Here is an 8,549-nt window from a genome sequence, read left to right on the forward strand (position 1 = left end):
TGCGGTGAGTCAGCAGCTTAAAAGTTTAGAAACCTTTCTCGATACCACACTGTTTGAACGCAGCTCCAAAGGCGTAAAGCTGACGTCAGCCGCCCAGCATTATCAACCGATTGTTGCTGGCTCATTGGCCCATCTGAAACTACAGACTCAAATCCTCTTCGGGGAAAAAGAAACCGACGTGTTGAGCCTGCGTGTTAATCACACCTTTTGCCATAACTGGCTGTTACCTCGCCTGCCATCTTTTTATCAAAAATACCCTTTTATCAGGCTCGATATTCAGCTGGTGGACTGGCCATCAACCAACCCTTGTCAGAATGTCGATATCGAACTGACCAACGGCAAGGTTGAAAGCGAAGACACCCATTGCGAGCGGCTGTTTCAAGAACATTGGCAGTTAGTGTGCAGCCCAGAATTTAAAAACCAATATCAAGACTCCTTGGTTGAGCATGACTTTTCTGCTCTGCCGACCGTGCAAGTAAAAGGCTACCGAGAGAACTGGCTGCAATGGTTGAGCCATAACCAATTCGAGATGACTTTACCTAAGGTGCTACTTGAAGTGAGTAACTCTCTGCACGCTCTAGAGGCAGTTAAGCATGGTATTGGCGTGTTGTTAGTGCGTTCGCTTGCGGTGTCTGAGTTGTTAGAGAAAAACGCTCTGGTTCTGGCGACAGAGTCCTCAATGCCTGCTGAATCTGCCCACTATTTGATTACCAAACACAGACGCAGTGCCAAGGTGAATTTCTTTTGTGATTGGCTGTATCACCAGATGGAAGATGGCGAACTGGAAGAAAGATTTTCTAATGGGTAGCCATAAAAAAAATGAAGGGCGCTCTTACTAACCTGTCACACAAACCCCTTAATTTAACCGCATACAAATAAGGACGAGGTCACCATGAGTGCTTTCTCAGAACCAATGAAAAACCGCTTAAAGGTACTGCTATTTACTGCACCGTTGTTGGTGCCACTGTTTACTTTTTGGCTCGTACCATTTGGTTATTCTATTTACATCAGCTTCACCGATTGGGATTACATCTCGCCAGATTATTCGTTCATTGGCCTAGAAAACTACGAGTACATGGTTGAGGACTACGAGTTTATCCAAGCGATGCTCAACACGTTTTGGTTCTCTGTTGGTGTGGTGATTCCCACCATCCTTCTTGGTCTTGTGTTTGCCATGCTGCTGCACAAAAACTTCAAGGGTAGCCAGTTTTATCGTGCAGTGATCTTCTCGCCTTGGATTACACCAACGGTCGCGGTGTCGATTGTGTGGTCTTGGGTATTTGAGGCCAAATCGGGCTTGGCAAACCACTTATTGGAGTCGGCAGGGTTTAGTGCGATTCCATGGTTAGAGAACGGAAACACAGCCTTGGTTGCGGTGATTATCGTAACAGTTTGGCAAGCGATTGGTTGGACGATGCTGTTCTACATCAGTGCACTCAACAAGATCCCTGAATCACTGTATGAGGCGTCTTTGATTGATGGTTGCAGCAGCTTAACGCGCTTTTTGAAGATAACGCTGCCGCTGATTTCACCAACCACATTCTTCTTAGTGGTGGTCAATATTATCACGGCAATGCAGGCGTTCGATCAGTTCCAGATCTTAACGCAGGGCGGGCCGGGTGGTGAGACTCGTACCTTGCTGTACTTGTTCTACCAACAGGCGTTTGAACGTTACGAAATGGGACCTGCGGCCGCGACATCGTTAGTGATATTCCTGATTACTGGATTGTTGGCACTTATTAATACCTACATCGGCAAGCGCTGGGTGTACTACTAGTCGATTTTTGAAAGGACAGAATTATGACCACGCAAGTATTGGATGCCAATCAAGTATTGAATCAGAGCACAGCGAAAACCAAAGTTAGAGCCCAAACCAAAGCGACCAAATCAGAGGTTACGTCAAAGAAAACTTCAGTGGATCGCCGCTCGTTTATCGCACTGGCTAAGCACCTGTTCTTAGCAACCTGTGGAACCATCATGGTGTTTCCGTTCTTATGGATGCTGTCTGGTTCGCTGAAAACCAATGATGAGATCTTTGCTAACCCGCTGGACTTGATTCCAGAGCAGTTTCGTTGGGAAACCTTTGTCGAAACCTTTCACAGCGCGCCGTTTGGCTTGTACATCTTCAACAGCTTTAGCGTGGCTTTGTTCACCACCTTGTTGGTGATTGTGAATTCAGCGATGTTTGCATACGCGCTGACTCAGCTGAAGTTTCGCTCGAAGACGGTGCTCTATTTCATCGTTATGGGCTGTTACATGCTGCCAGGTGCAGTGACTTACATTCCGTCTTACATCACCTTGGCAAAACTGGGCTTGTTGGATTCACACATGGGCTTAGTGGCGTCGAACGCGGCGTCGGTTTTCGGTGTGTTCTATCTACGCCAAGTGTTTATCAAGGTGCATCCGTCGCTGATTGAAGCGGCACGAATTGATGGTGCAGGTGAGCTCAAAATCTTATGGGCAATCATCTTACCGCAATGCCGAGCAGCAGTCGCAACACTGTTCCTCATCACTTTTATTACCAATTACAACAGCTACATGTGGCCGAGCCTAGTGATAACAACTCAGGATTTAAATCTGATCGCTACTGGTATTCGTCACTACTTTATTGCCGAAGGTAACTATGGGTTGAACTGGTCGCAAATCATGGCGGCGAGCACCATTGCAGTATTGCCTTTGTTAATTCTATTCGTCATTTGTCAAAAGACGATTCTTTCAGGTATCGCCGATAACGGCGTAAAAGAGTAAACGGAAATGAAACTAAAAACTCTCGCACTAGTGTGTGCTGGCGCAGCAAGCGCGTCTATGTTCTCTAGCAGTGTTCTTGCGGCAACCGAAGTTAACTTTTGGTATTCCGGTGGTACTAAGCCACAGCAAATGATGACTAAGCTCATCGAAGAGTTCAATGCAAGCCAAGATGAGTATGTGGTGAAGCCCGCGTTGCAAGGGAACTACACGGAAACCTACCAGAAGCTGCAAGCTGGTTTAGCGTCGAAAACGGCTCCTGAACTAGTTCTTCTTGATTCTGGTCGTGCAGAAGCGATGCACGGGCGTGGATTGAGCCGTGACCTAACGCCGTTCATGGATGAAGAGTTTAACTTCTCTGATTTCATTGGCGCGTTTAAAGACCAAGTGACTGCAGACGATGGCACCATCATCGGCCTACCTGCTTACGGTACAACTCAGGTGTTTTACTACAACAAGCAAGTGCTGGCAGATAACGGCTTTACCGAGCAAGATCTAAAGACATGGCAAGGCGTGGCTAAGGTCGCTGAGAAAGTCACACAACGTGATGAGAAAGGTAATGTGACCTTCTACGGCTGGGAGCCGATGTGGGGTCAAGACAACATGATTGACGCGGCATTTTCTAACGGCGCTAAGATCATCAGTGATGACGGTAAGAAAGTGCTGATTGACTCTCCTGAGTGGGTTGAGGTGTGGGACAGCTTCCGTAAGTGGATCCACGATGATCAAATCATGCGTATTCACTACGGTGGTCAAGGCTGGGAATACTGGTACAAAACCATTGATGACGTGATGAAAGACAACGCACTGGGCTACACCGGTTCATCGGGTGACCAAGGTGACTTGGACTTCACTAAGCTTTCAGCAACCACGCAACCAGGTTGGGGCTCAAACCCTTCTGCACCACAAGCAGGTGCGCTGGTTTACGTCATGCCAAAAGGCACAGACGATGCAGCAGCAAAAGGTGCATTCGAGTTTGTTGAGTTCTACACCAACGCGAAAAACACGGCTGCTTGGTCAATGTTCACAGGCTACATCCCTGTACGTAACAGCGTATCTGAGGTGCCAGAGTACCAAGCGTTCACCAAAGATAACCCGCAAGCCCTGATTCCGTTGAAGCAAGCAAACACGGCGACCAAAGATTTCCTCGACCCTACCAACGGTAAGATCATGGATGCGCTGAAGGTGGCAGCGGATCAGATTCAAATCCAAAACGTGCCTGCTGACAAAGCGCTAAAACAAGCGGCTAAGAAAGCACAACGTGCACTAGACCGAGCGAATCGTTCTTAATCCGTAAAGATAACAAAACTATCTTTGCATGCATCAAGGTCCATCTATTCGGGTGGGCCTCTTTTTGACCCAGTCCTTCAAGTAGGACGAATTTGGTGAAGACAATGACCCAATTTCAAGGTGAGCTGCCGTTTGGCAGAGTACGTATCCCCTTTGATGTGCCAGCAGGTTCTCACAGCGTAACGATTACCGGCACAACGGTGAAAAAAGGATTCTTGTACGCAGCGGCGTATGATGCCAACCAAGCATTTCGTGGCAAAATGCTATTTGAAAAGGCGCACAAGTCACTCACTATCCAACCGGAAAACTCAGGCCTAGGCGCGATTGATGGCGCGATTCCATCGGGCCAGTGGTTCATAGAGCTTTATAACCTTGAGGGTGAGTTTCGTACCGAGCGTGTGATGCAGTATCAAGTCGATGTACTTTGCTCTGAAGAGTTAGTTAATAACGATGTTGAGTTAGAACTGACCCAAACGGTGACAAGTGATCACGATATCGAGTTTGATTACAGTCATATGCTGAGTTCTGATTCTCGCTGGTATCGTGGTGACTTACACGCTCACACTCAGCTTTCTGATGGTCACAATACCTTGGCTGCGGCAAAAGACATTGTGGAATCACAAGGGCTCGATTTCTTTTTCTTCACAGAGCACAACATCTGCCAGCCTAAACTGCCAGTATCAAAGCAGTGCTTGTTCTTACCTGCGTTAGAAGTCACGACCGATCTCGGGCACTTCAATGTGCATGGTCCGGTTAAGTCTTTGGACCTTAGAGACGTCGAACACAGCAGCCAAGCGACCATGGAAGTGGGATTGAGTTTAGCGAAAAGTGGACACAGCTCCCTTGGCATCAATCACCCAATGATGAAGCCGTGGCACTGGCATTACGATCAAGTGGATCTAGGCCAAGTGTCTACGTTTGAAGTGTGTTGTGACCCTACTTGGTCAACTTCACCAAAAGCGACCGAAGAGGCGTTATTGGTTCTTAATGAAATGTGGAATTGTGGTCAGCGTATTGCCGCGATTGGCGGCAGTGATTCGCACCTTGAGCCCCATGAACGTAATCCTAAATCTGATGAACCCTCTATCTACGGCGACCCATCCACCTTCGTCTACAGCCATGGCTTGAGCGGTGAAGGTATCTTGTCTGGTCTGCGTAATGGGCAAGTTTACCTAGAGCGCCGTTGCGGCTTGAAGTTTGATATCAACTTAGGTGACTTGCTACCGGGCAACGACTCTCAAGGCCAGCCACTAACATACCGAATTGCTGTCTCTGACTCAGAAAACCTTTACTACGCAGAGTGCGTGGTGGATGGCGAGATTGTTGGACGAATCGCTCTGAATGATGAGCTGCAAAGTATCCATATTGATGAAGGCTACCGTTGGTGCCGAGTGGATATTCGTCGCGGAGAGCTTTCTTCAGCACTAATGAACGGTACTCACCCTGCATCTGACGAACGTGAGTTTGAAGGCTGCATCAACGCCGTATTCGACGGTAAACAACCAGAATTTAACCAACCCCTAGTGCGTACTTGGGGAGAACTAATGGAGCGAATGAGCCGTGATGAAGTTTAAGGCGATGTTATTTGATAAAGACGGCACATTGTTAGAGTTCCACAAGATGTGGCTCAACGTTTCTCGTGGTGCTTGTGAGCGTGTGAAATCTTACAGTGACCAGCATCAGGGTAATCAAACTGTCACACCTGATGAGTTACTCTTGGCCATCGGTGTTGAAGGTGATGTGGTTGATAACTATGGACTATTAGCCTCAAACCCAGTGGAAGATACCGGGACAGCGTGGTTCAACATGCTGCAACCTAATGTCTCACTCGCTGAGTTCACTAAGGTGACCAAAGCCGCTTTCAATGACGAAGTGGAAGAGAACCCAAGCTGGATTGAAGCACTACCTGGTGTGGCTGAAAAGCTGGGTGTGTTTAAACAACAGGGCATGATTTTAGGCATCGCGACTGCAGATACCAAAGACTCAACGATCTACACATTAGAGCAATCGGGTTTGAGTGGGATGTTTGATTATGTTGGTTACTCCGATGGGGATATCGAACCTAAACCAGCGCCAGCACTACTTAATGCCTTCTGTGAGCAATGCGGTATTGAGCCACATGAAGTGATCATGTTTGGTGACACGGTTTCGGATATGGAATTTGGTCGCAATGCAGGCGCAAGCAATGTCGGCGTGCTGACGGGGACTGCACAACACAGCGAGTTAGAGCCAGTGGCGGATCTGGTGATCGCGTCAGTCGCCCATTTTGAGCTCAACCAACTGCAAGAACGTGGCTAAAACGTCCACGATAGATTGCAAAGATAGTATTTAACTAATTGATTTAAGGACAGGTTATGGCTGAAGTCACACTGAGAGGGGTAGAGAAAACCTACCCAAATGGTTTTAAGGCCGTGCACGGTGTCGATCTGAATATTCGCGAAGGTGAGTTCATGGTGTTTGTTGGGCCGTCTGGCTGTGCAAAATCCACTACACTTCGTATGATCGCAGGCCTTGAAGATATCTCAGAAGGCGATGTCTACATTGGCGATAAGCGTGTGAATGAGCTGCCACCTAAAGATCGTGGCATTTCTATGGTGTTTCAGAACTACGCACTTTACCCGCATATGTCGGTATACGACAACATGGCTTTTGGCCTCAAACAACAGAAGCTGCCAAAGCGTGAAATCTCTGAACGTATCGAAGAAGCTGCCAAGACATTAGACATCGAGCACTTGTTAGATAACAAGCCGGGTGAAATGTCAGGTGGTCAAAGGCAGCGTGTGGCGCTTGGCCGTGCGATGGTGCGTAAGCCTGATGTGTTCTTGTTTGATGAGCCTCTGTCTAACTTGGATGCGAAGCTGCGAGTTTCAACGCGAGTCAGCATTGCGCAGCTGCACAACAATCTTAAGCAAGAAGGGCAGAATGCCACCATGATCTATGTGACACACGATCAGGTGGAAGCCATGACTCTTGGCGACCGCATCTGCGTGTTGAATCAAGGTGAGATCATGCAGGTCGATACGCCTATGAATCTTTACCAATACCCGGCAAACAAGTTTGTCGCGGGCTTTATTGGTTCGCCAGCGATGAATCTTCTTAAGGTGAGATTGGATGAGATTGACGGTGTGATGAACGTGGTCTCTGAAAGTGGCAGTCGTTGGACACTGCCACAAGATAAGCAGGCTATTGCTCGTGAAAAATTGGGCGAGTGGGTGTGGTTTGGTGTTCGTCCTGAGCATATTCAACTGGCTAATCACGATGCGCCCTTATCTGAGGTGAATACCCAAACGCACAGGCTTGATGTGGTCGAATCGATGGGTAACGAGCTTTATCTCTACTTCAAATTGGGTGCAGATAAGCTGGTGGCTCGCGTGCCTTTCGATGCCGATCGTACGGCAAACAGTGGCGAAGAGACAGTACTGCATTTCAATACAAGCCAATGTCACTTATTCGATTTAGAGACAGAAGAAGCATTGACTGCATAAGTTGACGTGTTGCGTATTCGAAATAAAGAAATCCCCGCTCAGATGAGTGGGGATTTTTCTAAGGAGGAGTATCAACAGGAGCTCGGGACTGTACTCGAGGCTTTTTTGTTGGAGATAGCTAAACACTCTTGAGGGTTAGAACCATTTAATGGCTCGGAATCGCAATTCTTTTTTCTAGCCAACGAACCGCTTGTGATACGACCAAAATAAGAACAAGGTACTCCAAAACCAGAAACGTATAGATCTCTAAAGGTAAATATTCGTTCACCACCAGCTCATTTGCTCGTCTTGTTAAATCACTCAAACCAATCACACTCACTAGCGAACTCATCTTGAGGATATAAACAAACTGATTGCCCAAGGGCGGCAGTATCTGACGGAATGCCTGCGGTAGGATAACCAATCGCATTTTTTGCCAATAGGTCAATCCCAAGGATTCGGCCGCTTCATGTTGGCCACGATTAATCGCTTGAATCCCCCCACGGAACACTTCTGCCATAAAGGCGCTCTCGGCAATGGTCAATGCGATTACCCCTGCCCAGAAGTGGTTCAAAGAGACATCGAGTAATGTCGGCATTCCGTAATACACCCACAATAGCAATACCAATACAGGGATAGAACGCATCACCTCTACGTAAAGTCGATTAATCCCCCTGAGTATTGGAGAACTAGAAAGCGCTGGAAAGGCGACCAATATACCCAGAGCCATAGCAAAAAACATGCTTAGCAACGAAACCTGAATAGTCTCGCTAAAACCAGCCATCAAAAACTGAATGTTAGTTCGCCCCTGCTCCGTCGACGGGTCGAGTACATACCATCCCCATTGGTAGTCTGAACACCCTGTCAGAAACAGTAGAGAAACTAGCGATAAGTGACGATAGTTCACATTTACTCCCAAAAACTCCATTTGTTATTGTTATGTTAACAACCAAATCTGTTTAATGGTTAATAATTAAGAAGAATATCTACATTCATCACTTAGAAATCAGCATTCTTTGAAGGAATAAAAAATGAAGAAAAGCTTAATTG

8 protein-coding genes are annotated in these 8,549 nt (G+C 47.2%); 7 read left to right on the forward strand and 1 reads right to left on the reverse strand.

Annotation, left to right across the window (positions count from 1 at the left end; genetic code table 11):
- The 7 genes from BCT81_RS06695 to ugpC form a co-directional block, all read left to right on the forward strand.
- Nucleotides 1–808 (forward strand): LysR substrate-binding domain-containing protein (locus tag BCT81_RS06695; protein WP_102423609.1); only part of this gene is annotated, 808 nt, incomplete at its 5' end.
- Nucleotides 809–892: 84 nt separating this feature from the next.
- Nucleotides 893–1,777, forward strand: a complete 885-nt coding sequence (locus tag BCT81_RS06700; RefSeq protein WP_102423610.1) for a sugar ABC transporter permease — start codon at nt 893–895, stop codon at nt 1,775–1,777.
- Nucleotides 1,778–1,800: 23 nt separating this feature from the next.
- Nucleotides 1,801–2,748, forward strand: coding sequence for a carbohydrate ABC transporter permease (locus BCT81_RS06705; protein WP_102423611.1), 948 nt, complete (start codon nt 1,801–1,803; stop codon nt 2,746–2,748).
- A 6-nt stretch (nt 2,749–2,754) separates the two neighbouring features.
- Complete coding sequence (locus BCT81_RS06710) at nt 2,755–4,035, forward strand: extracellular solute-binding protein (RefSeq protein ID WP_063521770.1); 1,281 nt, start codon at nt 2,755–2,757, stop codon at nt 4,033–4,035.
- A 104-nt stretch (nt 4,036–4,139) separates the two neighbouring features.
- A complete protein-coding gene (locus BCT81_RS06715; protein ID WP_102423612.1) occupies nt 4,140–5,609 on the forward strand; it encodes a CehA/McbA family metallohydrolase in 1,470 nt (489 codons plus the stop codon).
- A complete protein-coding gene (locus BCT81_RS06720) occupies nt 5,599–6,333 on the forward strand; it encodes an HAD family hydrolase (protein WP_102423613.1) in 735 nt (244 codons plus the stop codon). Before BCT81_RS06715 ends, BCT81_RS06720 begins: the two co-directional genes overlap by 11 nt.
- A gap of 56 nt (nt 6,334–6,389) precedes the next feature.
- On the forward strand, nt 6,390–7,520 hold the full coding sequence (ugpC, locus tag BCT81_RS06725; protein ID WP_102423614.1) for a sn-glycerol-3-phosphate ABC transporter ATP-binding protein UgpC: 1,131 nt from the start codon (nt 6,390–6,392) through the stop codon (nt 7,518–7,520).
- Between the two features lie 145 nt (nt 7,521–7,665).
- On the opposite strand, the gene BCT81_RS06730 is transcribed toward ugpC, so the two are convergent.
- Complete coding sequence (locus tag BCT81_RS06730; RefSeq protein ID WP_102423615.1) at nt 7,666–8,406, reverse strand: amino acid ABC transporter permease; 741 nt, start codon at nt 8,404–8,406, stop codon at nt 7,666–7,668.
- Between the last annotated feature and the right edge of the window lie 143 nt (nt 8,407–8,549).

Source organism: Vibrio sp. 10N.261.52.A1, from assembly GCF_002876325.1.
In the GTDB taxonomy this organism is placed as follows: Bacteria; Pseudomonadota; Gammaproteobacteria; order Enterobacterales; family Vibrionaceae; genus Vibrio; species Vibrio chagasii.